At 75.9% G+C, this 22,639-nt stretch carries 27 protein-coding genes and 1 other RNA gene; 11 read left to right on the forward strand and 17 right to left on the reverse strand.

Annotated elements, in window-relative coordinates:
* A partial coding sequence (locus FS882_RS19605) for a DUF222 domain-containing protein (RefSeq protein ID WP_158375746.1) occupies positions 1 to 1,469 on the reverse strand: 1,469 nt, incomplete at its 3' end.
* A 63-nt stretch (positions 1,470 to 1,532) separates the two neighbouring features.
* Here FS882_RS19605 and FS882_RS19610 point away from each other — a divergent pair.
* From FS882_RS19610 to FS882_RS19625, 4 genes are all read left to right on the forward strand, one after another.
* Positions 1,533 to 2,582, forward strand: coding sequence for a zinc-dependent alcohol dehydrogenase family protein (locus FS882_RS19610; RefSeq protein ID WP_158375748.1), 1,050 nt, complete (start codon positions 1,533 to 1,535; stop codon positions 2,580 to 2,582).
* Between the two features lie 73 nt (positions 2,583 to 2,655).
* Positions 2,656 to 3,897: a Nif3-like dinuclear metal center hexameric protein gene (locus FS882_RS19615; protein ID WP_158375750.1), complete on the forward strand. Its 1,242-nt coding sequence runs from the start codon at positions 2,656 to 2,658 to the stop codon at positions 3,895 to 3,897.
* Entirely contained in the window at positions 3,894 to 4,634 is a 741-nt protein-coding gene (locus FS882_RS19620) for a zinc ribbon domain-containing protein (protein WP_158375752.1), read from the forward strand. The genes FS882_RS19615 and FS882_RS19620 overlap by 4 nt, the downstream gene beginning before the upstream one ends.
* Positions 4,634 to 5,410, forward strand: coding sequence for a histidine phosphatase family protein (locus FS882_RS19625; protein ID WP_158375754.1), 777 nt, complete (start codon positions 4,634 to 4,636; stop codon positions 5,408 to 5,410). The genes FS882_RS19620 and FS882_RS19625 overlap by 1 nt, the downstream gene beginning before the upstream one ends.
* 9 nt (positions 5,411 to 5,419) lie before the next feature.
* On the opposite strand, the gene FS882_RS19630 is transcribed toward FS882_RS19625, so the two are convergent.
* The gene (locus tag FS882_RS19630) at positions 5,420 to 5,626 is read right to left on the reverse strand and encodes a hypothetical protein (protein WP_158375756.1); all 207 of its coding nucleotides are present in this window, start codon (positions 5,624 to 5,626) and stop codon (positions 5,420 to 5,422) included.
* 147 nt (positions 5,627 to 5,773) lie between these two features.
* Complete coding sequence (locus tag FS882_RS21825) at positions 5,774 to 6,118, reverse strand: helix-turn-helix domain-containing protein (RefSeq protein ID WP_158375758.1); 345 nt, start codon at positions 6,116 to 6,118, stop codon at positions 5,774 to 5,776.
* Positions 6,119 to 6,449: 331 nt separating this feature from the next.
* On the opposite strand from FS882_RS21825, the gene FS882_RS19640 reads away from it, so the two are divergent.
* A complete protein-coding gene (locus tag FS882_RS19640) occupies positions 6,450 to 7,136 on the forward strand; it encodes a hypothetical protein (protein WP_158375760.1) in 687 nt (228 codons plus the stop codon).
* A gap of 56 nt (positions 7,137 to 7,192) precedes the next feature.
* On the opposite strand, the gene FS882_RS19645 is transcribed toward FS882_RS19640, so the two are convergent.
* From FS882_RS19645 to FS882_RS19660, 4 genes are all read right to left on the reverse strand, one after another.
* The gene (locus tag FS882_RS19645) at positions 7,193 to 8,170 is read right to left on the reverse strand and encodes a CHAP domain-containing protein (protein WP_158375762.1); all 978 of its coding nucleotides are present in this window, start codon (positions 8,168 to 8,170) and stop codon (positions 7,193 to 7,195) included.
* Positions 8,115 to 8,402 (reverse strand): hypothetical protein, encoded by a 288-nt coding sequence (locus FS882_RS19650; RefSeq protein WP_158375764.1) that lies wholly within the window; start codon positions 8,400 to 8,402, stop codon positions 8,115 to 8,117. The genes FS882_RS19645 and FS882_RS19650 overlap by 56 nt, the downstream gene beginning before the upstream one ends.
* Positions 8,403 to 8,596: 194 nt before the next feature.
* Positions 8,597 to 10,552, reverse strand: a complete 1,956-nt coding sequence (locus tag FS882_RS19655; RefSeq protein ID WP_158375766.1) for a threonine/serine exporter ThrE family protein — start codon at positions 10,550 to 10,552, stop codon at positions 8,597 to 8,599.
* A gap of 190 nt (positions 10,553 to 10,742) precedes the next feature.
* The gene (locus FS882_RS19660; RefSeq protein ID WP_187365393.1) at positions 10,743 to 11,528 is read right to left on the reverse strand and encodes a YaaA family protein; all 786 of its coding nucleotides are present in this window, start codon (positions 11,526 to 11,528) and stop codon (positions 10,743 to 10,745) included.
* Between the two features lie 243 nt (positions 11,529 to 11,771).
* Between FS882_RS19660 and FS882_RS19665 the strand changes: the two genes are divergently transcribed.
* From FS882_RS19665 to FS882_RS19675, 3 genes are all read left to right on the forward strand, one after another.
* Positions 11,772 to 12,671 (forward strand): hypothetical protein, encoded by a 900-nt coding sequence (locus tag FS882_RS19665; protein ID WP_158375770.1) that lies wholly within the window; start codon positions 11,772 to 11,774, stop codon positions 12,669 to 12,671.
* Positions 12,672 to 12,689: 18 nt separating this feature from the next.
* Positions 12,690 to 13,076: RNase P RNA component class A (gene rnpB / locus FS882_RS19670), an RNA gene on the forward strand.
* A gap of 152 nt (positions 13,077 to 13,228) precedes the next feature.
* Positions 13,229 to 13,456, forward strand: a complete 228-nt coding sequence (locus tag FS882_RS19675; RefSeq protein ID WP_158375772.1) for a hypothetical protein — start codon at positions 13,229 to 13,231, stop codon at positions 13,454 to 13,456.
* Here the strand turns inward: FS882_RS19675 and FS882_RS19680 are convergent.
* On the reverse strand, positions 13,434 to 13,781 hold the full coding sequence (locus FS882_RS19680) for a DUF6191 domain-containing protein (RefSeq protein ID WP_158375774.1): 348 nt from the start codon (positions 13,779 to 13,781) through the stop codon (positions 13,434 to 13,436). The genes FS882_RS19675 and FS882_RS19680 overlap by 23 nt on opposite strands.
* A gap of 49 nt (positions 13,782 to 13,830) precedes the next feature.
* Positions 13,831 to 14,109, reverse strand: a complete 279-nt coding sequence (locus tag FS882_RS19685) for a hypothetical protein (RefSeq protein WP_158375776.1) — start codon at positions 14,107 to 14,109, stop codon at positions 13,831 to 13,833.
* Between the two features lie 81 nt (positions 14,110 to 14,190).
* Here FS882_RS19685 and FS882_RS19690 point away from each other — a divergent pair, with 81 nt between their 5' ends.
* Together FS882_RS19690 and FS882_RS19695 are read left to right on the forward strand one after the other, a co-directional pair.
* The gene (locus FS882_RS19690; RefSeq protein WP_410053302.1) at positions 14,191 to 14,814 is read left to right on the forward strand and encodes an N-acetyltransferase family protein; all 624 of its coding nucleotides are present in this window, start codon (positions 14,191 to 14,193) and stop codon (positions 14,812 to 14,814) included.
* A 116-nt stretch (positions 14,815 to 14,930) separates the two neighbouring features.
* Positions 14,931 to 15,251, forward strand: coding sequence for a hypothetical protein (locus tag FS882_RS19695; protein WP_158375778.1), 321 nt, complete (start codon positions 14,931 to 14,933; stop codon positions 15,249 to 15,251).
* Positions 15,252 to 15,313: 62 nt separating this feature from the next.
* Here FS882_RS19695 and FS882_RS19700 read toward each other — a convergent pair whose 3' ends face one another.
* The 4 genes from FS882_RS19700 to map form a co-directional block, all read right to left on the reverse strand.
* Positions 15,314 to 15,487: a CsbD family protein gene (locus tag FS882_RS19700; protein WP_158375780.1), complete on the reverse strand. Its 174-nt coding sequence runs from the start codon at positions 15,485 to 15,487 to the stop codon at positions 15,314 to 15,316.
* Between the two features lie 101 nt (positions 15,488 to 15,588).
* Positions 15,589 to 16,005, reverse strand: a complete 417-nt coding sequence (locus FS882_RS19705) for a VOC family protein (RefSeq protein WP_158375782.1) — start codon at positions 16,003 to 16,005, stop codon at positions 15,589 to 15,591.
* Between the two features lie 66 nt (positions 16,006 to 16,071).
* Positions 16,072 to 16,869 (reverse strand): polyphosphate--glucose phosphotransferase, encoded by a 798-nt coding sequence (gene ppgK, locus FS882_RS19710; RefSeq protein ID WP_158375784.1) that lies wholly within the window; start codon positions 16,867 to 16,869, stop codon positions 16,072 to 16,074.
* A complete protein-coding gene (map, locus tag FS882_RS19715; protein WP_187365394.1) occupies positions 16,866 to 17,738 on the reverse strand; it encodes a type I methionyl aminopeptidase in 873 nt (290 codons plus the stop codon). The genes ppgK and map overlap by 4 nt, the downstream gene beginning before the upstream one ends.
* A 33-nt stretch (positions 17,739 to 17,771) precedes the next feature.
* Between map and FS882_RS19720 the strand changes: the two genes are divergently transcribed.
* Entirely contained in the window at positions 17,772 to 17,981 is a 210-nt protein-coding gene (locus FS882_RS19720; protein WP_262348428.1) for an SPOR domain-containing protein, read from the forward strand.
* 66 nt (positions 17,982 to 18,047) lie between these two features.
* Here FS882_RS19720 and FS882_RS19725 read toward each other — a convergent pair whose 3' ends face one another.
* From FS882_RS19725 to FS882_RS19740, 4 genes are all read right to left on the reverse strand, one after another.
* Positions 18,048 to 18,836 carry a M15 family metallopeptidase gene (locus FS882_RS19725; protein WP_158375786.1) on the reverse strand — a complete coding sequence of 263 codons (789 nt, stop codon included), beginning with the start codon at positions 18,834 to 18,836 and terminating at the stop codon, positions 18,048 to 18,050.
* Between the two features lie 62 nt (positions 18,837 to 18,898).
* Positions 18,899 to 20,017 (reverse strand): endonuclease/exonuclease/phosphatase family protein, encoded by a 1,119-nt coding sequence (locus FS882_RS19730; protein ID WP_262348429.1) that lies wholly within the window; start codon positions 20,015 to 20,017, stop codon positions 18,899 to 18,901.
* A complete protein-coding gene (gene panB, locus FS882_RS19735; RefSeq protein ID WP_158375788.1) occupies positions 19,984 to 20,850 on the reverse strand; it encodes a 3-methyl-2-oxobutanoate hydroxymethyltransferase in 867 nt (288 codons plus the stop codon). Before panB ends, FS882_RS19730 begins: the two co-directional genes overlap by 34 nt.
* Positions 20,850 to 22,586: an NAD+ synthase gene (locus FS882_RS19740; RefSeq protein WP_158375790.1), complete on the reverse strand. Its 1,737-nt coding sequence runs from the start codon at positions 22,584 to 22,586 to the stop codon at positions 20,850 to 20,852. The genes panB and FS882_RS19740 overlap by 1 nt, the downstream gene beginning before the upstream one ends.
* Positions 22,587 to 22,639: the final 53 nt, after the last annotated feature.

The raw sequence follows: 22,639 nt of genomic DNA on the forward strand, positions 1-22,639 counted from the left end.
TCGAGGTGGGCGGGCTGGTCGTCCAGGCCCAGGAGGGTCGAGGCGGGGATGGTGATGCGGACCTCGGCGCCCGGGCGACCCGAGCAGCGGGCGCAGCCGCGGCGAGCGGCCGGGGACGCGGCCGTGACGGTGCTGGGCGCGTGGACGGGTGCGGTGGCTCCGGTCGGTGCGCCGGGTGCGGCGGCGCCGGTGCCGGGGCAGGCGTCGGCCTCGGTCTCTGTCTCTGTCGGCGCGGTGGGCACAGCGGCCGATGAAGCCGGGGACTGCCCGCCAGGCGCGGGGAGCGTGGCGGGCGAAGCGATCCGCGAACCCGAGTCCGCCCGGACGGACGCGGGGTGCGCGGCGGGCACAGGGTCGGGCGGAGCCAGGTCCGTCTCACCGGACGCGGGGTGCGCGACGGCCTCGCCGACCGGGAAGAGCGTGGCGATCGGGGTCGGCTCGGCCGGGGGTGCGAGGACGGGGCCGTTGCGGTCGGTGAACGTCGCCCCATTCCACGAGCGTGTGGGTTGCGGCGGTTGCGGTGGTCCGGGGGTCAGGTGGACCTCGAAGGCCGGCCCGTCGGACGCCGGCACGTCCCCGACGACCAGGTCCCGCAGGCCGTCGGCGCGCAGCTGGTCCAGGGTGCGCCCGTCACCCAGGGCCTTGGCGGTCTTCGCGGCGTGGGTCAGCACCCCGTCGACCCGGATCGCGTCGGCAGCGTCCAGCACCAGCCACATCGAGGCCATCCCGTTCGGTTGGGGCCTCGGGTGGCTGACCTTCCTGGTCCGCCGGGCGCGGTCGTGGCGACCGGCGGCGCCCTCGGGGTCGACGAGCCGGATCTCCCGCGCCACGCGCTGCCGCAGCTGGCCGACCGAGCACTGGTCGGCGTCCGGGAGCACCGCGTCCTCCACGGCGTGCGCGACCTGGAACGGCAGGTCGGCCAGCTCCGCGGTCAGCACCTGGGCCTTGGCGGCGTCGACGTGCCCGGTCTCCAGCGCCTGCCGGGTGGCGCCGAGCAGCCCGTCCAGGACCAGCGCCCGGTGCACGGTCCTGGTCGCGGTCACCCGGGGCCAGCCCAGCCGCATCGCCAGCTCGTCGCCGGCCACGCACGCCTGCGTCGGGGGCGCACCGGCGAGCGGGGACCACTCCGGGCGCATCTCCTCGCGACGGGCCAGCTCGGCGACCATGGCCAGCGTGCGGGCGTGCTGGTAGGACTCGACGCGGTCCTGCGCGGCGATCGCCTCGACCAGGATCGCCGGGCTCAGCACCGTCAGATCCAGACCCCGCAGCCACGCATCCAGCTCCGGTCCGGGCGGGCAGGACCGGATCGCCTCGACCTGCCGCTGCTCGCCCGTCCGGGGCGCCCCGCCGGCTGCCACCACGGGGTCCGGACCGAGGTCGGTCAGGCACGTCCCGTCGGGCCCGTAGACCGGCAGCACCACGGCGGCGACCACGTCGCCATCCGGGTGTTCCTGCAGGTCAGGTGCCATGGAACAACGCTACCGGCGACCACCGACACGCCCCGCCGGGCGCCCCCGTCGTAGGCTGCCCCCGTGCGAGCGACCCTCATCCACGGCCCCCACGACGTCCGCCTCGAGCAGGTCCCGGACCCCACGATCCAGCGCCCCACCGACGCCCTCGTGCGGGTCGTCGCGTCGTGCGTGTGCGGATCCGACCTGTGGCCCTACCGCGGCGTGCGGCCGACCAGGCAGCCGCGCCGGATCGGGCACGAGTTCGTCGGCGTGGTCGAGGAGGTCGGGTCGGACGTCCGGACGCTGCGGCCGGGGCAGTTCGTGGTCGCGCCGTTCACCGTCTCGGACGGGACCTGCGTGCACTGCCGCAACGGCGTGCACACGTCCTGCGTGCACAGCAGCGGCTGGGGCGGGGACGACGCCGAGGGTGTGTTCACCGACGCCGGGCAGGGCGAGTACGTCCGGGTCCCGCTGGCCGACGGCACCCTCGTCGCGATGCCCGACACCCCCGACGCCGACCTGCTGCCGCACGTCCTCACGCTGACCGACGTCATGGGCACCGGGCACCACGCCGCCCTGTCGGCGGGCGTCGGACCGGGCTCGACCGTGGCCGTCGTCGGCGACGGCGCGGTCGGCCTGTGCGCGGTGCTCGCGGCGAAGCGGCTCGGCGCCGAGCGCGTCGTCGCCATGTCCCGGCACGCCTCCCGGCAGGCGCTGGCGCGCGAGTTCGGCGCGACCGACGTCGTGGCCGAGCGCGGCGACGAGGGCGCCGCGGCGGTGCGCGACCTCCTGGGCGGGAGCGGCCCGGACCAGGTGCTGGAGTGCGTCGGCACCAAGGAGTCGATGCAGCAGGCGCTCGACACGGCGCGTCCGGGCGGGCAGGTCGGCTTCGTGGGCGTCCCCGCGGGCGGGCCCGAGCTGCCGGTGCAGCAGATGTTCGGCAGCAACGTCGGCGTCCGCGGCGGGATCGCCCCGGTGCGCGCGTACATCGAGGAGCTCGCCGCCGAGGTGTGGTCGGGCGCGATCCGGCCCGGCAAGGTGTTCGACCTGGTGCTCCCGCTCGACGAGGTCGCCGAGGCGTACGCCGCGATGGACGAGCGCCGCGCGATCAAGTCGATGCTGCTGCCCTGACGCGCGCCGTCCCGCCGAGGACCGGCGTGCGCGGGGCGGCGCCGGGGTGACCGGCCCGGGTAGGTTCGACCGCGTGAGCCAGCCCACCCCGCCGCCCACCCCGCCGTCCGCGCACGCCACCCTCGCCGACGTCGTCGGCGTGCTGGAGCGCCGCTACCCGCCGCGCACCGCCGAGTCGTGGGACCGCGTCGGGCTCGTGACCGGCGACCCCGACCAGCCGGTCCGCCGGGTGCTGTTCGCGGTCGACCCGCTCGCCGCCGTCGTCGACGAGGCGCTGGACTGGGGCGCGGACCTCGTCGTGGTGCACCACCCGCTGCTGCTCCGCGGCGTGCACTCGGTCGCCGCGACCAGCGCCAAGGGCGCGCTGCTGCACCGGCTGATCCGAGGCGGGGTGGCCCTCTACACGGCGCACACCAACGCGGACGCGGCGGCCGGCGGCGTGGCGGACGAGCTGGCCCGCCTGGTCGGCCTGCAGGACCTGCGCCCGCTCGTCCCCGCGCCGGCCGAGCCGCTCGACAAGCACGTCGTGTTCGTCCCCGCCGGCGACGCCGAGCGCCTGGTCGACGCCCTGGCCGCGGCGGGTGCCGGCGCGATCGGCGAGTACAGCCGGTGCGCGTGGACGTCGACGGGCGAGGGCACGTTCACCCCGTCCGACGCGGCGACCCCGGCCGTCGGTCGCGCCGGCGAGGCGGCCCGCGTCGTCGAGGCCCGCGTCGAGATGGTGGCGCCTCGACGGCGGCGGGCCGCGGTCGTCGCCGCGATGCGCGCCGCGCACCCGTACGAGGAGCCGGCGTTCGACGTCCTGGAGCTGGCGACCTGGGACGGCCCGACCGGCACCGGCCGCGTCGGGCACCTGCCCGAGCCGCTCACCCTGCGCGCGTTCGCCGAGCGGGTCGCAGCCGCGCTCCCCGCCACGGCGCAGGGCATCCGGTACGCCGGCCCGGCGGACGCGGCGGTGCGCACGGTGGCGGTCGTCGGGGGGTCGGGCGACTCGCTGTTCGACGACGTCCGGTCCGCCGGCGCCGACGCCTACCTCACCGCCGACCTGCGGCACCACCCGGCCTCCGAGCTGCGCGAGCGCGCCGAGTTCGAGGCCCGCGGGGCCGCCGCCAGCCCGCCCTACCTGGTGGACGCTGCGCACTTCGCCTCCGAGTGGCCCTGGCTGCGGGGCGCGGAGCGCGACCTGCGCGCCGACCTGGCCGCGCGCGGCACTACGGTGGAGACCCGCGTGAGCACCCTGCGCACCGACCCGTGGACCGGCCGCGTCCCGGCGCCCTCCAGCACCACCGCACCGTCGGAAGGACACCACCCGTGACCAAGGCCTCCCCGCAGGACCAGAAGCGGCTGCTCGACCTCCAGGGGCTCGACACCAAGCTCGACCAGCTGGCGCACAAGCGCACCGCGCTGCCGCAGCACAAGCGGATCGCCGAGCTGGACGCGCAGCTGAAGGACCTGGACACCGCCATCGCCGCCTCCCGCACCGCGGTCGGCGACATCCAGCGCGAGGTCAGCAAGGCCGAGTCCGACGTGCAGCAGGTCCGGGACCGCGCCGCGCGCGACCGGACCCGGCTCGACTCCGGGCAGGGCTCCGCGAAGGACCTGCAGGCGCTGCAGAGCGAGCTCGTCTCGCTGGCCCGCCGGCAGGGCGACCTCGAGGAGGTCGAGCTCGAGGCGATGGAGCGGCTGGAGGCGCACGAGGGCACCCTCGGCGAGCTCACCACCGCGCACGCGGCGCTGCTCAACGACCGCGCGGCCGTCGTGGCCGAGCGCGACGCCGAGCTCGCGATCATCGAGAAGCAGGCCGACGAGGTGCGGACCCAGCGGGACGCGATGGCCGCCCCGCTGGCCGAGCCGCTGATCCAGCTCTACGACCGGCTGCGCGGGCGGCTCGGCGGCGTGGCCGTCGCGGCGCTGCGGCACGGGCGGTCCGAGGGCAGCGGCCTGCCGGTGCCCGCCACCGAGCTCGCGAAGATCAAGGCGACGCCCGAGGACGAGATCGTCTACTGCGAGGACTCCGGTCGGATCCTGGTCCGCGGCGAGGACGCGTACTGATGGCCGCCGACAGCCCGCAGGGGAGCGCGCAGCCGCTGGAGCCGGAGGCCGGGACGCCCGCGCCCGCGTCGCCCGCGCGCCGCGGGCGCCCGTCCGGCGCGGCGGTGCGGTTCGACGACGCGCAGCCGGTCACGGTGATCCTGGTCCGGCACGGCGAGACCGAGATGACCGTCTCCCGCGGCTACTCCGGGTCGTCCGAGCCCGGCCCGTCGCTCACCGAGCGCGGGCGCGGCCAGGCCGCCGCCGCGGGCGAGCTGGTCCGGCGGGTCGGCGACGACCTGTGGGGCGACGTCCCGTACCCGACCGAGCTCATCGCGTCCCCGATGGTCCGGACCCAGGAGACGGCCGCGATCATCGGCGCGCGCCTCGGCCTGACCCCGCGCGTGGACGCCGCGTTCCAGGAGGCCGACTTCGGCGCCTGGCAGGGGCTCACGGCCGAGGAGATCGAGCAGCGCTGGCCCGGTCAGCTCGAGCCGTGGCACACCCGCGCCGACCTCCGTCCCGACGGCGGCGAGTCGATCGCCGACGTGGGGGAGCGGATCGGCGCCGGGCTCGACGCCCTGCTCGCCGCGGGCACCGACCGGACCGTGGTCGTCGTCTCGCACGCCGTGGCGATCCGGGCCGCGCTCGGGCGGACGATGGGCGCGCAGCCGGGGTCGTGGAGCCAGCTGCGGGTCGCGCCGGCGTCGGTGAGCATCATCCGGCTGTTCGCGGACAAGCGGGACGAGGTCGCCGTGGCCGGGGCGCCGAGCGAGGGTTGGCCGGCGCGCGGCTGAGTCGCCGGCTCACCCAGGGCCCTGGGCCGGTGCGTCCGTGTCGGGCGGTCGCCCGGCGGGTGCGGATCCGAGCCCGAACGAGCTCAGCCACGCATCGACGGCGGGAATGGCCATGATCTTGGCGACCGCGGCGGCCAGCGCGGCGGTAGACGCCGAGGCGCCGAGAAGCCACAGGCTCCACGACTCGGGAATCCACTCGCCGAGGTCGTCGACCACGATGCCGACGATGACGGGCGCTGCCAACCCGAGTGCGATCAGCGTCGAGAGGAATGCTTGGAGAGCGGTGCGGGTCGCGACGCGAGCGTGACGGTGCGTGCGCTTCCGGGGGGTCTGGTATCGAAATGGAGTCCTCCTGAAGTGGGGTCAGATGCGGCGTCCCGGCAGTTGGCCGGACACGTCCGGTCGGCCGGCTCGTAGCCTCGACGCGGTTGGCGTTGCTGGGGCACCCCCGCGGCGGGTGGCGGCCTCTCGTCGTGCGATGAACTCCTCGACGGCCGACTGCCGAAAGCGCCAGGCGGACGTCGTGCCGCCACGGCCCGTCTTGAAGCCCCGGAGCTCGCCGCGTCGGGCCAGTTCACGAACTGTCTGCGGATCCTGGCCTGTGCGTTCGGCCACGTCGCGGACCGTCAACGGTGGTTCGACGCGCTCTCGGCCTCGTTTGTGTGCGCGTTCGGCGATGAAGTCAGATGTTCTGCTCCTATCGATCATCGTGCGAAGTCCCCTCTCGGTCCTGCGGTCGTCGTCGTCCGCCGCCGCACCGCGGCGCCGGCCGGTTTGTCCGCTGTCTGCACGTTCGGCGACAGCAGCGTCCCCGGAGCTACGAGCGCGCTCCGCGGTCTGTGTCCCTCGGCGCTCGGCACACGGCGGTGCGGGCGCTCGCGCTTCGCCACCGTGGCAGTAGACCACCCACTCAACGGGCGGAGGCGCTCGATGGGTGGTGCCGCGTGCCTAACATCGCCGCCGATGGCGCTGCCCGGTGCTCCCGGGCCGTGCCGGGCACCGACGGTCGGGAGTAAGAATGAGGCATCGGTTGGCTGCGATGGCGGGGGTGCTGATGTTGATGGCGTCAGGAGCGTGCACGCCGGACGAGGATGGCCGCAGGGTGGAGGGCGGGGAGTCGGCCGACAGCGGGGTCGGTGAACCCACCGGGAGGCGCGACTCGTACCTGGGGCTTTTCCCGGAGTTCGAGGCGGCGGTGTTCGCCGGCGCGGGTGACGAGACAGTGGAGCTCCCCGGCGGCGCGTGGGCGGGCTTGGTGTTCGCAGAGTTCGCTGGCTCCGGTGCGGTGAGCGTGTGGGAGACGGACGCGTCGGGCGTCCCGATCAGCACGTTGGTCAATCGCCACGGCCCCTACCGTGGGACGCTCGCGTACGGGCTCGACGGACTCACGAACGCATCCGCGTTGACAGTGCGTGCTCCCGCCGAATGGACCATCCGCATCCTGCCGGTCACCTCGGCTGCGGAGCTGCCTCCGGAGGGCTCCGGAGACGGCGTGTTCAGGAACCTCGCGTTCGACGGGAAGGTTCCTGTGACCTATCCGGGCGACGAGGTCTTTACGATGACGGCCTTCCCCGACTTCGCCTGGCCCGAGCTCAAGATCTATTCGATCCCTCATCTCGACGTCTCCGAGGTGGTCCCCGGGAGCACTGCCTCGAGTCAGATCTCGCTGTCGCAGTACGACCGGCTCGTCGTCGTCCGCTCGACCGGGTCGTGGACGATCGGCTGAGTCGAGGTCCGCCCGCCACGTGCACGGCGGGCGGTGTGCCCGCCGTGCACGGGCTGTCACCGGAGCGACCCTGCGTTCAGCCGCCGCTGCATCTCGGCGATGGCCGGCGACCGCGCCCAGAACGCGCCGTCGGCGAAGGTGCCGACGCGGCTCTGGAGCGCACGGAACGTGGTCGGCCCGCCGATGCCGTCTGCGGGCACGCCGAGCCAGTTCTGCATGGCTCGCATGAGGGGCGAGCCCTTCGGCGCACCGACCCATTCCCACCCCGAGGTCAGTCCGGGGTTGTTGCTCCGGTGCGCGGAGTACTGGCTCGACACCACGCCGTCGACGTACGTGCCGAAGCACTTCTGGAGGGCGGCTGTCGTCGCACGGCCCCAGTACCCGTCGGTGACGAGGCCCACGCTGGCGTGGGGGAGGTCGAACGTCCACTCCAGGTCGGGGGCGGTCACGCCCTCGCGGTCGTACGCGGGACGCCCGTACCCGACGATCGTGATCCCTCGGCTGAGCGGACCCCGGAGCTTGCGAGCGACGCAGCCGCCGGAGTCCTCGCTGCCGGGCATGTCGGCCCGTGAGGTGTTGCCCTCGATCGTGTAGGCGCCGAGTCCGTTCACGCTCTCGACGATGCCCACGTGGTTCACGTACCCGCGCGCTGCGCCGATCTTCATGTACAGGATGTCCCCCCGTCGTACGCCCGACAGGCCGTTGGTCCAGCGACCGCGAGCCTTGAACCAGTCGGCTCCCGCAGGGGTGCTCATGTGACGGGGGATGATCTCGCCGAGCATCCCCGACTGATTCGCGCACCACGAGACGAACATCGCGCACCAGAAATCGTGGTATCCGTACCAGTGGGTGTAGATGCTGTCACGCGGGTCGCCGTTCCAGTGGACCTTTCCGGGCTGGAATGCCGCGCCCTTCAGGCCCCTCGACGGCTCCCCGGTCGCAACTCCCAGAATCATGTCCGCCGTTCGAATCATGACATCAGTCCGGGTTCCGGTTGCCGAGATCCACCGCATCCTGAGATGCGGTGGGATCATCGCCCATCGGAAACTCGTCGACCTCTTCTGGCGGGATGTTGGCGATCTCTTCAGGCGTCAGTTCCGACATGTGTTTCTCCTTCGCTGCGACCGGTCGGTCGCGTAGTGCGCCGAGAATCGGTATGTCCTCGGCTGCGATGGAGATGACGTTAGTTTGCAGGAAAGCGCACGGCCAAGTTGCTCGATGTTCCTTGATGCCGCTTGGTGCGAGTGATTGTTGTTTGTTGTTCATCGCCGGACTGAGGTGAAGCCCGCGCTGCCCAAGGCGAGCGGAAGGAGGTGCAGGGGCGCGCGGTGACGAGCGCCGGTCGTGGCGCCGTCCGGCCGCCAAGGTGGGAACCGAGCACCTACTCAGGTGGACGAAGGCACGCCGCAATGAAGTCGTCCAGTCGTCTGGGCGGCTGGTCAGGCGGTCCGCTCGGCCTCTCAGACCGGCGGGTCGGTGCGGCGACGCAGCCGCCAGGGGCGCGCGGCCGGGAGCAGCCCCGGCACGCCGCCCATCGACCACCGCTGCTGCCGCCCCGGCAGGCCGCGCGCCGCCGACAGGCCGACGAGGACGCCCAGCGCGATCGCCACCATCGTGCCGCCGGTCGTCACGAGCGTGGACACGCCGTTGCTGTCGCCGTCCAGCAGGCTGGTCACCCCGACCAGGCCGAGGGCACCGGGCACCAGCATCCAGAAGGCGGGCAGGAACGACACGAGCGGAGACGGGCCCGACGGGAACCGGGACACCGCCAGTGCGACCGGCGTCATGGCGAGCGCGCCGACGAACGCCGACAGCGCCCCGCCGAGCAGCGCGTCCCCGAGCACCTGCGCGCCGTACGCGACGGCGAGCACCAGGACGACCCAGCCGATGGTCCGCGGCCGACCGCACCGGTAGACGACCGTGCCGGCCCCGAACACCGCGACGCCGATCCACGGCGCGACGGGACCGAGGGCGTTGCTGCTGGAGGCGAGGTCGACGGCGGGCACGCCGACCAGGGCGGCGGCCGCGACGATCCCGCCCGCCAGCAGGACGAGCTGCATCGCGCCCGCGGCGATGCGCCCCGCTCCGGAGAGCATCTGCCCGGTGGCGAGCTCGATGACCCCGGTCGTGAGCAGGCCGCCCGGCAGGAACAGCACGAGGGGGGCGACCAGCGACGGGAGCACGCCGAGATCGGGTACGACCCGCGCCGCGAGCAGCACGGCCGCCGCGACGACGAACGCGGACGCGACGGTCACCAGCACCTCGGCGCCGCTGGGCATGCGGCCCGCCACCAGCTGCACGGCGCCGACGGCGAGGCCGAGCCCGGCGGCGAACAGCAGGTCGAGCCACGAGCCGCCGAGGAGCGCGGCGATGCCCACCGACAGCAGCAGGTAACCGCCGAGCCGCGCGAGCATCCCGAACGGGGGCGCGCCCGCGCGCAGCAGCGTGATCCGGGCGGTCGAGCCGGCGACGTCCGCGTCCGGCTCCGCGACGTCGCGGAGCACGTCGGTGAGCTCGTCGACCTGGTGCAGGAGCAGGGGACGGCGCCCGGTCGACACGGCCGCAGTGGCGACGCCGTCCCCGTCGGGCACCGAGACGAGCAGCGCGGTCGGCAGGACCACGGTCTCGGTGCCCGGCACCCCGTGCACGGCGGCGATCTCGTCCAGGGTGTCGGCGACGGAGGACACCGTGTGCCCGGCGTCGACCATGGCCTCGCCCGCCACGACCATGAGGCGCAGCACCTCGGCGGGGGTGGGGGGCGTGGGCAGCTCGGCGGTGTCGCCGTCGACGGCGGGCAGGGCGGCGGTCGTCGCGTCGGACTCGGCCGCGGCGGCCCCCGCGCCGGTCGCCCCCGCGCCGCCCGCCTCGGCCGCGAGCCGGGCGCGGCGGGCCGAGATGGCCACGACCGCGACCGCCCCCGCGACGACGACGGCGAGCGCCGCGATCAGCTCGGCCCAGGGCGTCGAGGACGTGGTGACGGCGGGCGGGCGGCTGAACTGCCGGGACCCGCCCGTCCCCGCCCCGGCGTCGGTGGGTGACGGAGTCGGGCTGGGAGCCGGGCTGCCGGTGGGTGCCGGCGTCGACGTCGGGCCCGGCGTCGGCGTGGGCTGCGGCTCCGCCGTCGGCACCGGCGCGGGGACCTGCTGGGTCGGCGTCGGCGTCGGCACGGGCGTGGTGGTGGGGGCGGGTTGCGCCGGCGAGGGGGTGGGGGACGGCGCGGGGACGGCCCCCGTGCCCGCGTCCTGACCCTCGTCGGTGGTCGTGCCGGGAGCGGCCGCGCCGTCGCGCTGCGTGCCGGAGCCGCCGTCGGACACCGAGGCCCCCGCCGGGGCGCCCGCGAGGGCGACGACGCCGACCAGGGCGAGCACGAGCGCCAGCAGCAGCGCCGCGACCCGCGCGGTGCTCGTGCGTCGCATGCTGCTGCCGTCCCCCTGCCGGTCGATCACCACGGGCGGCCATCCCGGCCTGGACCCACGGTAGCCCGACGGGTCGCCCACGGCGTGCCCCGGCGGTGGCCGGCCGGTGGGTGGCGGGTGAAGGGGCGGTGCAGGGCAGCGGGACCGCCGCGGCCCTGCCCGGTCCGGTCGGTGCCGGCCGGCCGTGCGGCTACGCGACGACGAGCGACAGCGTCGCGGCCCGTCCGGCAGGTGCGTCCAGCTCGACCGCGAGCAGCTCCGTGCCGACCAGCTCCTGCGCCGCGCGGGCCAGCCGCTCCGCCGTCGTCGGCGCCCCGCCGCGGCGGGTGAGCAGGTGGCGGGTGAGCACGCCGCGCGTGTGCTTGGCGTGGTGGGACACCACGGAGCGCCTCCCGTCGACCTCGCGTAGCACCCGCACCTGCACCCACGACCCGTGGGCGGCCCGCGGCGGTCTCCACGCGGCGAGGTAGGTGGCCGAACGGCAGTCGACGACCAGCTCGCCGGCCTCGGCCCGCGGGTCGAGCTCGGCCCGCAGCGGCTCCCGCCACACGGCCGCGAGCGGCCCGACGCCCGGCAGGTCGACGCCCATCGACAGCCGGTAGGCCGGGATCCGGTCCTCGGGAGCGACCAGGCCCCACAGCCCGGACACGACGCGCACGCTCTCCGCGGCGCGCCGGCGCTGGGTCGTCGTCAGCCGGTCCAGTCCCGCCGCCCCGTACAGCACGCCGGTGTACACCGAGCGCGCCTCCGCGGCGGGCGCGTGCCGCAGGTCGACGTTGCGGGCCACCTCGTCGGCGATGCCCGCGCCCACGCCCAGCACCTCGACGGCGTCCGGGCGCGCGCTCGCCGCGACCAGGGCGTCCAGCACGCGCTCACGCGTCGGCGTCAGGGCCGGGGCGGACAGGGCGGCCGGGTCGAGCGCGGCGCCGCGCACGGGCGCCGTCTTGCCCTCGGACGGGGGGAGGAGGATCAGCACGCGCTGAACTGTAGGCGGCGCGGGGCGGTCGGCCGGCGCGCGGCGAGGGTGCGGTTCGCCACGTGCGGCGCGACCCCGGTGGCCCGCGGGCGTCCCGGCCCGCGCACGCACCATGAGGCCGTCGTGAGGGCGCTGCCGGCACTGCTCGCCGGGTGCGGCACGGACGCGGGGTCCCGGCGTCGGCGACGTGCGTGGAGCCACGGCGTCCCGCGCGCGGGCCGGTCGGGGTGCGACCATCGCGGGGTGCTGACGCGGGGGATGGACGGGGTGACGCGGGCCTGGGTCCGCGCGACGGGCCGACGGGTGGACCTGCCCGCGACGCCGTGGCTGCAGGGACCGGTCGGGGATCTCGACCGCGTCGGTGACGCGTGGCTCCCGGCGGAGGCCCACCGGCTCGGCGCCGAGGTGGCCGGACAGGGCGGCGGAGGTGACGCCGGGCCCCAGGGCCTGCTCGGGTCGATGGCGGAGCTGGACCGACCGGACTTCGCCGCCGACGCGCTCGCCGGGCCGGTCCGCCGGTTCTACGAGCGCACCTCGACCTGGCGGCTCGACGCCTGGGTCGGCTGGGCCCCGTGGGCGTGGCCGTTCGGCTGGGCGGTCGCCGCGCTGTTCGCGCGCCGCCTGGACCAGCTCGCCCTGCCCCTGCGCTCCCTCGACCTCGCGCACGGCATGTCGAGCGCCGTCACGCCGCTCGTCCGGGACGGCGCCCAGGTCGGTGCCCTGTGGCTGCGCCGCCTCCGCGCCACCGGCCGGATCGTGTTCAGCGGCCTGTACGGCGTCGTGCGGCTCCCGGCGTCCGGCGAGCCCGCCGTGCGCGTGACGTTCCCGCTGCCGCGCGGTCGGCTCGTGGTCCTCCTCCGGCCCACCGCGACCGCCGACGGCGGCCTCGTGCTCACGTCGGGGGCGGGGGCGTGGGGCGACCCGGGCGCGTACCTCGTCGTCGACCGGCCCGCCGGCTGCTGGGCGCGGCGCATCCCGGTGCACGAGCGGTTCCACGTGTTCGAGGACCCCGAGGGGGTGCTCCGCACGGACCACGGCCTGCGGCTCGGCACCCTGCCCGTGCTGCGGCTGCACTACCGGCTGACCGAGTCGGCCGGGCAGGAGCCGGCCCTCCGCGAGGGCGAGGCTGCGGCCGGGGCGTAGTAGGCTGACGGGCGCGGATGAGCTGGCCAGGCGGCCGCGTCGAGCCCTCGGGCTCGCCGAGGAACGTCCGGGCTCCACAGGGCAGGGTGGTGGGTAACGCCCACCCGGGGTGACCCGCGGGACAGTGCCACAGAAAGCAGACCGCCACCGCACGGCTCTCGGGCCGGACGGTGGTAAGGGTGAAACGGTGGTGTAAGAGACCACCAGCGTGCCGGGTGACCGGCACGGCTCGGTAAACCCCACCCGGAGCAAGGCCAGACAGGGAGCGTTCGAGGGCTGCCCGCCCGAGCTCCCGGGTAGGCCGCTGGAGGCGCACGGCAACGTGCGTCGTAGATGGATGGTCGCCACCCGCGCGGGGGTAACCGCGCGCGGGGACAGAACCCGGCGTACCGGCCAGCTCATCCGCGCACGAGGCAGCCCCGGCCACGTCGGCCGGCGCTTCGTCGTGCGTCGGCGGACGGTGCGCGGCCCCACGGTGGCGCGCGGCCCCGACCCCGGGCGCCGCGGGCCGAGCGCCCCTACCCTGGACGGGAGAAGACCGACGGAGGGGGCCCGTCATGTCCGAGGCGCGCTTCAGGATGACCCGGCTCGCGGTGGACGAGGCGGCGGACAGCCGCAGTCTCGCCGAGCTCGCGGAGCGGCTCACGCGGGACCCGACCGCGCACTACCAGGGCGCGGTGCCGGCCGAGGTGGGCGCGGTCGTGCACGGCGTGCTGACGTGGGGAGCGCGGCCCGGGAGGCCGCGCGAGCACCACGCGGCGGTCACGGTCGAGCGCCTCGCCTGACGGGCTGCCCGCGCCCCGGCCGCCGGGGCTCCGCGTCGACGTGCGCGGTGCCCGCGTCCAGGTCGACGGGCGGAGCGCCGTCACCCACGTCGTGCCGGTCGTGCCGCTGGCGCTCCTGCTCCTCGGTGGTGTGGGTCCGGCTCGGCTGGAACACGTCGATGAGCTCGGCGACCATCCCGCCGCCGGCCGCCGCGCCGCCCGTGTCCCGACGGCGCGACCGGCCGCGCGCCCGGAGGTCGAGCAGCCCCCACGCGACGAGGCGGTCGAGCAGGACGAGGAGCGCGACGGTCGCGGCCACCGCGACCACCCACCCGGTCACGTCCATGCGGCCCAGTGTCCCTCGCTCCCGGTGCCCCGGAGCCGTGCGACGTCGCCTACGCGCACCCCCGCCGTCGCACATCCGCCGCCGGCAGCCACACCGCGCCCGTCATCACCCGCAGGTCCACGATCCGCACCCGGACCAGGGCCGGGGTCCACTCGACCGCCACCGTGTCCAGGGGCTCCGGGCCGGTCTCCCAGCGCAGGGTGACGGTGACCGGGATGGGCCGCTCGACGTCGTGGTGCACGCCGGGCGGGACCGGCCGCGCGTTGAGCAGCGGGACGGCCGACCGCAGCCGGGACAGGCCGCCCGGGACGGTCTGCGCGAGGTTCACCACGGCAGTGTGCGCCGTCGGCCTCGCCGACGCGCGGGTGGTCCCGGGTGATGTCACCCACGGCCGGGCGCGGGCGGGAGAATGGCCGGCGTGCAGCCCGACGTGACCGTCCGCCCGATGACCGCCGCGCACGCCCCGGGAGTGCTGGCGGTGTTCGCCGAGGGGATCGCGACCGGCCACGCGACCTTCGAGAGCGCGGCGCCGACCTGGGCCGCGTTCGACGCCTCCCACCTGCCCGAGCACCGGTTCGTGGCGCTCGCCGGCGAGACCGCGGTAGATGCGGGGTCCGGGAGCCGGGAACCCCGCGACGAGGACGGTCTCGGCGGGGTCGGCGGGGTCGGCGCGGACGGGCCGGCCGACGCGCCGGAGGCGCCCGGTGGGACGGTGCTCGGGTGGGTCGCCGCGTCGCCGGTGTCCCGCCGGGCGGTGTACGCCGGGGTGGTGGAGGCGTCGCTGTACGTCGGCGGCGCCGCCCGCGGCCGCGGGGTCGGCCGGGCGCTGATGGCGGCGCTGCTGGACTCCGCCGCGGCGGGCGGGGTGTGGACGGTGCAGTCGTCGGTGTTCCCGGAGAACACCGGGAGCCTGGCCCTGCACGCGGCGACGGGGTTCCGGGTGGTCGGCACGCGGGAGCGGATCGCCCGCATGACGTACGGCCCGCTCGCCGGCCGGTGGCGGGACGTCGTGCTGCTGGAGCGCCGTCTCTGACACGTGGCGATCGCGGGCACCACGGACTTCGGTCCTGGTCAGACGCCCGCGGAGGCCCCAGGCTGGGCACGGGGGCTGAGGACGACGGCCCCCGCGCACGAGTCAGGGGGGCTCGGATGGAACGGCGACGCCTGCCGCGGATCGCCGCGCTGAGCGGCCCGGAGGCCACGCACGCGCACCACGTCGAGGTGCACTCGCCGGTGCCGGCGGGCCCCGCGGCGCTCACCTGGACGCTGACGCTGGTCGCCGCCGACGGCACCCCGCTGGCGGAGAGCCGGACGACGTCGCCCGACTTCCCGCTCCCGCTCGCCGACATCGCCCAGGTGCACCTGGACGTCGTGGGGCTGGTGCAGACGGGGCAGTGGGAGCCCGTCGCGACCGCGCGGGGCGGTGCCCGGTTCCGCGCGGCCGTCCGGGCCACGCCCCCGCCGGAGTAGCCTCCGGACGGCACGACGCCCCGCCCCGGGTGCCCGGGACGGGGCGTGGTCGGCGCGGAGGCTCAGTGCTTGAACGCGTCCTTGACCTTCTCGCCGGCGTCCTTGATGTCGGCCTTCGACTGGTCGGTGCGGCCCTCGGCCTCGAGGCGCTCGTCGTCCGAGGCGCGCCCGGTGGCCTCCTTGACCTTGCCGGCAGCCTTCTCGGCAGCGTTCGAGATCTTGTCGTCGAGTCCCATACGTCCTCCTTCTCCGGACCGGTACGTCGTGCCTCCGACGCTATGCCGGGTCGTGCGCGGTCGCATCCCGAGCGCCCGGGCCGGAGGCGCGAACGCCCAGGTCAGGCGGAGTCGTCCTCGGCCTGGTCCGCCGCGAGCAGGGCGGCCAGCTCGGAGGGGGTCGACCGGAGCAGGCAGAACTCGTTTCCCTCCGGGTCGGCGAGGACGTGCCAGGTGACGTCCGGCCCCTGCCCGACGTCGACCCGCACCGCCCCGAGCGTCAGCAGCCGGTCGAGCTCGGTGGCCTGGTCGGAGCCGTCGGGCGGCCGCACGTCGACGTGCAGCCGGTTCTTCACGCGCTTGGCGTCGGGCACCCGCAGGAACAGCCACGGCGTGGCGGCCACGCCCGGCGGCGGGAGGAGGTCCACCTCGTCGGCCACCTCCTCGACCGCCTGCCAGCCCAGGACCTCGGCCCACCACCGGGCGAGCGCGGACGGGTCGTGCGCGTCGATGCACAGCTGGCTCAGGTCGAGTCCCATGCGGCGACCGTAGACGCACGAGGGCGCCGCCACCAGACCCCGGCGGCGGCGCCCTCGCGGCGGGCGTCAGTCGCCCTTGACCCCCGCGACCGGCGTGCCGGCCCGGGCCGCCAGCGCCGCGGCGCCGACGATGCCGGCCGCGTTCCGCAGCTGCGCGGGCACGATCGGCGCGCGCAGGTGCAGCAGCGGCAGGAACTTCTCGTGGTGCTTGGACACGCCGCCGCCGACGACGATGAGGTCCGGCCAGAACAGGTCCTCGATGACGCCGAAGTACCGCTGCAGCCGCTCGGCCCACTGCGGGAAGTCGAGGTCCTCGCGCTCGCGCGCGGAGTCGGCGGCGCGCGACTCGGCGTCGTGGCCGTCGATCTCCAGGTGGCCGAGCTCGAGGTTCGGCACGAGGACCCCGTCGGCGACGATCGCGGTGCCGATGCCGGTGCCGAGCGTGCAGATGAAGGTGACGCCGGAGGTGGACCGCGCGGCGCCGTACAGCGTCTCGGCGTACCCGGCGGCGTCGGCGTCGTTGACCGCGAGCACCGGCCGGCCGAGCGCGTCGCCGAGGACGTGCTCGATGTTGGTGCCGATCCAGGAGCCGTCGACGTTCGCGGCGGACCGCGCGACGCCGTGCTGGACGACCGCGGGGAACGTCACGCCGATGGCGGCGTCCTCGGGCAGGTCGAACCGCTTGACCAGCTCGACGACCGTCTCCGCGACCGCGGCGGGGGTGGCCGGCTGGGGGGTGGGGATGCGGACGCGGTCGGCGGCGAACTCGCCCGAGGCCAGGTCGACCGGCGCGCCCTTGATGCCCGACCCGCCGATGTCGATGCCGAACGCCGTGCGCTCGTTCTTGCCGTGGTGGTTGCTCATGGGAGTGTGAGGATCTCCGCTCCGGTGTCGGTGACCAGCAGGGTGTGCTCGAACTGCGCGCTGCGGCGCAGGTCCGCGGTGACCACGGTCCACCCGTCGTCCCACGTCGTCCAGTCGGCGGTGCCCAGGTTGAGCATCGGCTCGATCGTGAAGACCATCCCGGGCTCGATGACCCGGTCGTACATCGGGGCCGCGTCGTAGTGCGGGATGACCAGCCCGGTGTGGAACGCCTCGCCGACGCCGTGGCCGGTGTAGTCGCGCACGACGCCGTAGCCGAACCGCGCGGCGTACTTCTCGATGACCCGGCCGATGACGTTGACCTCGCGGCCGGGGCGCACGGCCTTGATCGCGCGCGCCAGCGCCTCCTCGGTGCGCTCGACCAGCAGCCGGGACTCCTCGTCCACGTCGCCGCACAGGAACGTCGCGTTGTTGTCGCCGTGCACGCCGTCGACGTAGGCGGTGATGTCGAGGTTGACGAGGTCGCCGTCCTCGAGGACGGTCGAGTCGGGGATGCCGTGGCAGATGACCTCGTTCACCGAGGTGCACACCGACTTGGGGAAGCCGCGGTAGCCGAGCGTCGACGGGTACGCGTGGTGGTCGAGCAGGAACTCGTGCCCGATGCGGTCGAGCTCGTCGGTGGTGACGCCGGGTGCGACGTGCCGGCCGACCTCCTGCAGCGCCTGCGCGGCGATCCGCGCGGACACCCGGATGCGCTCGACGACCTCGGGGGCGACGACGTCGCTGCCGGTGTACGGGGTCGGCGCGGGCCGGTCGACGTACTCGGGGCGGGGGATGGAGGCGGGGACCGGTCGCCGGGGGCTCACGGTGCCCGGGACCAGCGCCGGCCTCGGCGCGTGCACGGACGTCATGCCTGGCAGTCTACGAAGAAGCGGTCGTGCCGGGTGAGCCGGACGGCCCAGGACGAGGAGGACGGACCCGTGGCCGACGAGTTCTACTACAACACCGAGACCGGGCAGGTCGAGCAGGGCAAGCAGTCGACGTGGTCGCACCTGATGGGCCCCTACCCGACCCGCGAGGCGGCGCAGCACGCGCTGGACAAGGCCCGGGCCCGCACCGAGGCGTGGGACGAGGAAGACCGCCGGGACCGCTGAGCCCGGCGGGGGACCGGGCCCCGCCCGGCGGGTACGCCGCCGCGCCCGACGGGTCCGACGCCGCGGTCAGCCCGCCGGCGCCTCGCCGCGCAGGCGGGCGGCCACCTCGGCGACGACCTCGGGGGAGCCGACGATCTCGAAGTGCATCTCGTCGCGCCGGCCGTCGAAGTCGCCGCCCCACGCGACGGCCGGGTGCACCTCGGCGAGGATCGACCGGATCGCCGCGACCTGCTCGTCGGTGAACGTGTCCCGCGCGCCGAGCGGGTGCTCGGTCGCGTTGAGGTCGACCGAGGTGCCGGAGGCGTGGTTCGACAGCCCGTCGCCGGCGTCGTCCTCCTCGCCGCGGACCGTGCGGTAGCCCCAGCCCCAGGAGCTCGCGGGGTCGACCGGCTCGACCTCGGCGTCGAACCGCGCCGCGACGTGCTCGAGCACGAACCGGACGTCACCGCCGCGCAGCCGGCCGGTGACCCACGGCGAGACCTCCAGCAGCGGGTCCGCGCCGTCGTCGAACGCCGGCCAGCAGTTCTGGGAGGTCGTCGCGTCGGGCACGCACGAGGCGTCGACGACGGCCACCGGCACCGGGTCGGGCTCGGCGGCGGGCGCCGGCCCGCCCAGCAGGCGCACGACGGCGACCACCAGCGCGACGACGAGGGCCAGCACGAGCGCCGCGCCGACGCCGAGGACGACCACGCCGCGCCGGGTCAGGCGCAGCCGGGGCCGCCGCGCGGGCGGGCGCGGGCTGCGGGGTGCGGTCGACCGGGGTGCCGACGACCGGGGTGCCGACGACCGCGGGGCGGGGGACCCCGACGGGGAGCGCGCCGCGGCCGGCTGCTGGACGGCGGAGTCGCGGCGCATGCCCCGAGCGTAGGGGGCCCGGGGGACCACCCGGTGCAGCACGCGCGACGCCGGGTGCGTGGTCAGCGGCGGGCGAGGTGCGCGACGACGGGCCGGTGGTCGCTCGTGCCGACCCGGTCCAGCACGCCGAACGCCGTCACCCGCCACGCGCGCCCGTCGACCAGCACGTGGTCGATCGGCGCGGCGAGCACGCGGGGCACGTCCGCGGGCCACGTGCCGAGACCGGCCGCCCCGACCTCGGCCGCGGCGTCGACGCACGGGCCCAGGTCGTCCAGGCCGGGGTGGTCGAGGGTCGCGTTGAGGTCGCCCGCGACGATCACCCCCGGCGTGGTCCGGCACGTGTCCGCGACGCCCGCGGCGTGCGCGCGCCAGTCCGGCATCGACGACTCCGCGGAGGGCGCACGGGTGTGGACCGCGACCACGACCTCCGGGGACACGGCGGACGCACCGGCGCGCACCGCACCGCCGCGCACCGCGGCGAAGGTGCCGAGCTCGGTGGCGGGCAGGCCCGCGGAGGTCGGGGCGTACGCGCCCAGGCTGTCGCGCACCAGGAGCGCGACGCCCTCGACGCGGGTGCTCGCGGAGTCGGCCGCGAGGGCGGTGGTCGGGCGGCCGGCGTCGGTCAGCGCGCGGGCCACGGCGCGGGCGGTCGCCCCCGAGGTCTCGGCGAGCACCACGAGGTCGGCGTCCTGCTGCTGGACGAGCGCGGTGAGGTCCTCGGGCCCGACGACGCCGAAGGTGTTGAACGACAGCACGACGAGCTCCCCGTCGGCGGCGGGGCCCGGGTCCGATCCGTCGACGCCGCGACCGGCGAGCACCGCGGCCTGCGCGCCGGCGCCCAGCGCGAGGACGGCGGCCAGGGCCAGGGGCAGCCGCCGGCCCGGCCGGCGCAGCCCCGCCCGACCGCCGACGCGGCGCCAGGCCTCCACGGTGCCCACCAGCAGCAGCGCGCCGCCGACCAGCAGGCACGCGACCAGCCCGCGCAGGGCGACGAGCTGGGCGACGGGCGTCCGGTCCGCCAGGCCGAGCCGGTCGGGCGCGACCAGGACGACGACGACCGCCGCCGCGAGCACCAGCACCCCGGCCGCGAGCGCCGCCCGGGCCCGGGCGCGCCGCGGGCGGCCGCCGCCGGCCGTCGGCGACGCGGTCAGCTGAGGAACGAGTGGTCGGCGTCGGGCCACTGCCCGCCGCGCACCTCGGCGGCGTAGGCGCGGGCGGCCTCGCCGAGCAGCTGCCCGACGGGCGCGAACGCCTTGGCGAACCGCGGCGACCACTCGCCCATGCCCGCCATGTCGGTCCAGACGAGCACCTGGCCGTCGCACTCGGCGCCCGCGCCGATGCCGATCGTCGGGATGCGCAGGATCTCCGTGACCCGGGCGGCGACCGGCGCCGGCACCATCTCCAGGACGACCGCGACCGCGCCCGCCTCCTGCACGGCGAGGGCGTCCTCGGCGAGCCGCTCGGCCGCCTCGTCGCCGCGGCCCTGCACCCGGTGGCCGCCGAGGGTGTTCTCGGACTGCGGGGTGAAGCCCAGGTGCCCGACGACCGGGATGCCGGCGTCGGTGAGCGCGCGGATCTGCGGGGCCACCCGGACGCCGCCCTCGAACTTCACGGCGTGCGCGCCGGCCTCCTTGAGGTACCGGGCCGCGGTCGCCAGGGCCTGCGCCGGGCCGGCCTCGTACGAGCCGAACGGCAGGTCCGCCACGACGAGCGCCCGGCGGGCCGCGCGCACGACGGCGCGCGTCGGCGGGATCATCTCGTCCACGGTGACCGGGATCGGCGACGCGTGGCCGAGCATCGTGTTGCCGATCGAGTCGCCGACCAGCAGCAGGTCGATGCCCGCGTCGTCGAAGATGCGCGCCGTCGCGAAGTCGTAGGCGGTGAGCATGGTGAGCCGCTCGCCGCGCTCCTTCGCCTCGGCGAGGTGGTGCACGCGGACGCGGCGCGGGGCGGGTGCGGCCGCGGGGGAGGCGGGGGTGCCGGGGGTGGCTGCCGGGTTCGGCTGCTCGGACATCAGTGCTGCTCCACGGTGTCGGTGGTCGTGCCGGTCGCGCGCGCGGTGGCCTCCGCCGAGGCGGTGGTGTCCACGGGCTCGCGCCAGCGCGTGGTGATCGGCAGCCTACGGTCCCGGCCGAACGCCAGGGCCGTCACCTTGGGGCCGAGCGGGTACTGCCGGCGCTTCCACTCGGCGCGGTCGACCAGCGACAGCACCTTGTCGACGATCTCCGGGTCGAAGCCGCGGGCGAGCAGCTCGGCGCGGCCCTCGGCGTGCTCGACGTAGGCGTCCAGCACCTGGTCGAGCAGGTCGTACGGCGGCAGGGAGTCCTGGTCGACCTGGCCCGGGCGGAGCTCCGCCGACGGCGGCTTGGTGATCGAGCTCTCCGGGATCGGCGGGACCTGGCCGGCGTCGACCGCGTGGTGGTTCCGCCACCGGGCGAGCGCCCACACCCGGGACTTGTCGACGTCCTTGAGCGGGGCGTAGCCGCCGACGGCGTCGCCGTAGATCGTCGAGTAGCCGACCGCGAGCTCGGTCTTGTTGCCCGTGGCGAGCACCAGGTGGCCCTCGGCGTTGGACAGGGCCATGAGGATCACGCCGCGCACCCGGGCCTGCAGGTTCTCCGCGGCGACGCCGTCGAGCGCCATCTCGCCCTCGAAGGCGTCGACCATCGGCTTGATCGCCTGCACCCGGTAGTCGGCGCCGATGCGGGCGGCGAGGTCCGCCGCGTCGTCCTTCGAGTGGTCCGACGACCAGCGGGACGGCATGGACACGCCGACGACCTTGTCGCCGCCGATGGCGTCCGCCGCGATCGCGGCCACCAGCGCGGAGTCGATGCCGCCGGACATGCCGAGCACGACGGAGCGGAAGCCGTTCTTGCGCACGTAGCCGGCCAGGCCCGTCACCAGGGCCCGGTAGATCTCCTCGTCCGGGTCCAGCGGCTGGGCCGTCGTCCCGCGCTCGAGGGCCGCGCCGCGCGCCGGCAGGTCCCAGACCAGCAGGTGCTCGACGAACTGGGGCGCGGACGCCAGCAGGGTGCCGTCCGGGCCGATGACGAACGAGCCGCCGTCGAACACCAGGTCGTCCTGGCCGCCGACCATGTTGACGTAGGCCAGCGGGGCCGCGACCTCGGCGGCCCGGCGCGCGGCCAGGTCGGTGCGGATGTGGCCCTTGCCCTCCTCGAACGGCGAGCCGTTGATGACGAGCAGCAGGTCGATGTCGTCGTCGGACAGCTCGGCGACCGGGCCGTCCTGCCAGATGTCCTCGCAGATCAGCAGGCCGACGCGGCGGCCCGCCACCTCGACCACGGTGGGCTCGCCGCCGGGCGTGAAGATCCGGAACTCGTCGAAGACGCCGTAGTTCGGCAGGTGGTGCTTGTCGTACCGCTGGTGCACCGAGCCGCGCTGCAGCACGACCGCCTGGTTCGTGGGGCGGGCCGGGGCGTCGTCGTGCTCGCGCACGGTGCGCTCGCCGACCGTGCCCACCACGACCGTGAGGTCCCCGAGCCCGGCCTCGTCCAGCGCCCGGGCCAGGTCGGCGAGGGCGCGCTCGGCGCCGCGGCGGAACGAGGCGCGCAGGGCCAGGTCCTCGATCGGGTAGCCGGTGACGGTCATCTCGGGGAACGCCACGAGGTCGGCCCCCGCCTCGGCGGCCTTCCGGGCCCAGGCGAGGACGGCGTCGGCGTTCCCGGCGAGGTCGCCCACGCAGGTGTCGATCTGGGCGAGGGCGACGCGGAGTCCGGTCTGGTCAGGCATACCGGTGAGCCTATTCCGGCCGGGAGGGCACCGGCGCGACGAGGCCCGGCGCG

It is taken from the genome of Cellulosimicrobium cellulans (genome assembly GCF_007679345.1).
Taxonomy (GTDB): domain Bacteria; phylum Actinomycetota; class Actinomycetes; order Actinomycetales; family Cellulomonadaceae; genus Cellulomonas; species Cellulomonas cellulans_A.

Excerpts from the sequence above, each read along its gene's own strand:
- FS882_RS19675 (WP_158375772.1), top strand. The coding sequence starts at position 13,229 with ATGTCCGAGGCGCGCTTCAGGATGACCCGGCTCGCGGTGGACGAGGCG.
- FS882_RS19740 (WP_158375790.1), bottom strand. The coding sequence starts at position 22,586 with ATGCCTGACCAGACCGGACTCCGCGTCGCCCTCGCCCAGATCGACACC.
- ppgK (WP_158375784.1), bottom strand. The coding sequence starts at position 16,869 with ATGAGCAACCACCACGGCAAGAACGAGCGCACGGCGTTCGGCATCGAC.
- FS882_RS19645 (WP_158375762.1), bottom strand. The coding sequence starts at position 8,170 with ATGATCCCACCGCATCTCAGGATGCGGTGGATCTCGGCAACCGGAACC.
- FS882_RS21825 (WP_158375758.1), bottom strand. The coding sequence starts at position 6,118 with ATGATCGATAGGAGCAGAACATCTGACTTCATCGCCGAACGCGCACAC.
- map (WP_187365394.1), bottom strand. The coding sequence starts at position 17,738 with ATGACGTCCGTGCACGCGCCGAGGCCGGCGCTGGTCCCGGGCACCGTG.
- FS882_RS19695 (WP_158375778.1), top strand. The coding sequence starts at position 14,931 with ATGGAACGGCGACGCCTGCCGCGGATCGCCGCGCTGAGCGGCCCGGAG.
- FS882_RS19650 (WP_158375764.1), bottom strand. The coding sequence starts at position 8,402 with ATGAACAACAAACAACAATCACTCGCACCAAGCGGCATCAAGGAACAT.
- FS882_RS19690 (WP_410053302.1), top strand. The coding sequence starts at position 14,191 with ATGGCCGGCGTGCAGCCCGACGTGACCGTCCGCCCGATGACCGCCGCG.
- FS882_RS19640 (WP_158375760.1), top strand. The coding sequence starts at position 6,450 with ATGGCGGGGGTGCTGATGTTGATGGCGTCAGGAGCGTGCACGCCGGAC.
- FS882_RS19725 (WP_158375786.1), bottom strand. The coding sequence starts at position 18,836 with ATGCGCCGCGACTCCGCCGTCCAGCAGCCGGCCGCGGCGCGCTCCCCG.
- FS882_RS19680 (WP_158375774.1), bottom strand. The coding sequence starts at position 13,781 with ATGGACGTGACCGGGTGGGTGGTCGCGGTGGCCGCGACCGTCGCGCTC.
- FS882_RS19700 (WP_158375780.1), bottom strand. The coding sequence starts at position 15,487 with ATGGGACTCGACGACAAGATCTCGAACGCTGCCGAGAAGGCTGCCGGC.
- panB (WP_158375788.1), bottom strand. The coding sequence starts at position 20,850 with ATGTCCGAGCAGCCGAACCCGGCAGCCACCCCCGGCACCCCCGCCTCC.
- FS882_RS19655 (WP_158375766.1), bottom strand. The coding sequence starts at position 10,552 with ATGCGACGCACGAGCACCGCGCGGGTCGCGGCGCTGCTGCTGGCGCTC.
- FS882_RS19625 (WP_158375754.1), top strand. The coding sequence starts at position 4,634 with ATGGCCGCCGACAGCCCGCAGGGGAGCGCGCAGCCGCTGGAGCCGGAG.
- FS882_RS19705 (WP_158375782.1), bottom strand. The coding sequence starts at position 16,005 with ATGGGACTCGACCTGAGCCAGCTGTGCATCGACGCGCACGACCCGTCC.